The organism is Natribacillus halophilus, assembly GCF_900100185.1.
GTDB classification, from domain to species: domain Bacteria; phylum Bacillota; class Bacilli; order Bacillales; family Marinococcaceae; genus Natribacillus; species Natribacillus halophilus.
Genome location: NZ_FNEN01000046.1, coordinates 1 through 1,100, shown reverse-complemented (window position 1 = coordinate 1,100; position 1,100 = coordinate 1). Strand labels below are relative to the sequence as shown.

General features: G+C 44.7%; 1 protein-coding gene. It reads left to right on the top strand.

Annotated features, from left to right (window positions below; translation table 11 throughout):
• Nucleotides 1-274: 274 nt before the first annotated feature.
• Complete coding sequence (locus tag BLS58_RS17110) at nt 275-1,069, top strand: ABC transporter permease (RefSeq protein WP_090400360.1); 795 nt, start codon at nt 275-277, stop codon at nt 1,067-1,069.
• The last annotated feature ends 31 nt before the right edge of the window (nt 1,070-1,100 follow it).

Below are 1,100 nucleotides of genomic sequence, written 5' to 3'. Positions count from 1 at the left end.
CTCCGAAAGGAACAAGAAGAACGAATTAATCCCTCACCCGGGGGTCGAGCTGCTCCGAGAGGAACAAGAGGATCGAATTAATCCCTCAACAGCCGGAAAAGTCGCCCCGAGGGGGCAGAACAGCGGTGTGATCCGGAGAAATTTCCATTCCGGACATTTGTAACTAATATTTGGGCTTTGACGAAACCGTGCCCGGGGGAAGACGTGGGTATTTTTCGCTGACTCGATTGTAGTAAAATGATATGCTGGGTATGGAATAGATGGGCGGAATCTTATGCGACAATATGTACAGGAAATCCAAAAAAGAAAAGACCTCTTGGTCTATCTGGTACAATCAGGGTTAAAGGCCGAGAACCGCAATAGCTATCTGGGTTATTTCTGGTGGTTGTTGGATCCTCTGCTCAACGTTCTCGTTTATTACTTTTTGGTCGGTGTATTGCTGGACCGTGGCGGCGACAACTTTGCCGTCTTTCTCGTGATTGGCTTGGTGGCGTGGCGCTGGATCAATACGACGGTCAACGGTTCTGCAAAAGCGATTCTAAAATATTCGTCGATCATTAATCAGGTCTATTTACCAAAATCGATTTTTCCGATGACGATTACCTCGACGCAATTGATCAACTTTGCTTTCGGACTTATTATTATCGCTTCGTTTTTAGTAGCTACGGGTACGGTTCCCGGGTGGCAAGTCATGTTTTTGCCGCTGATTATCGTGATTCAATACGTATTTTTATTGGCGATCAGTTTGTTTTTGGCGTATGTCAGTGTGTTTATTCGCGATGTGGATAATATTTTGTCGCACGTGACCCGGGTGTTTTTTTATGCCTCCCCGATCATTTGGGAAGGCGGTCGTTTAGGCCCGGCGGCTGAAGACAATGTTTGGATAGATATCCTTGTAACCGTCAATCCTATTGCACATATCGTTACAGCTTACAGGGATATTCTCATGGAACAATCCATGCCGGATTGGACGGGACTGTTACTGATCGGATTTTTCTCAATCATAGCGATCGTTGTCCTCATTTATTATTACAGCCGGAATGAACATAAAATTATTAAGGCATTGTGAGAAGGGTTATTATGGTCACTTTACAAAAATC

Excerpts from the sequence above, each read along its gene's own strand:
- BLS58_RS17110 (WP_090400360.1), top strand. The coding sequence starts at position 275 with ATGCGACAATATGTACAGGAAATCCAAAAAAGAAAAGACCTCTTGGTC.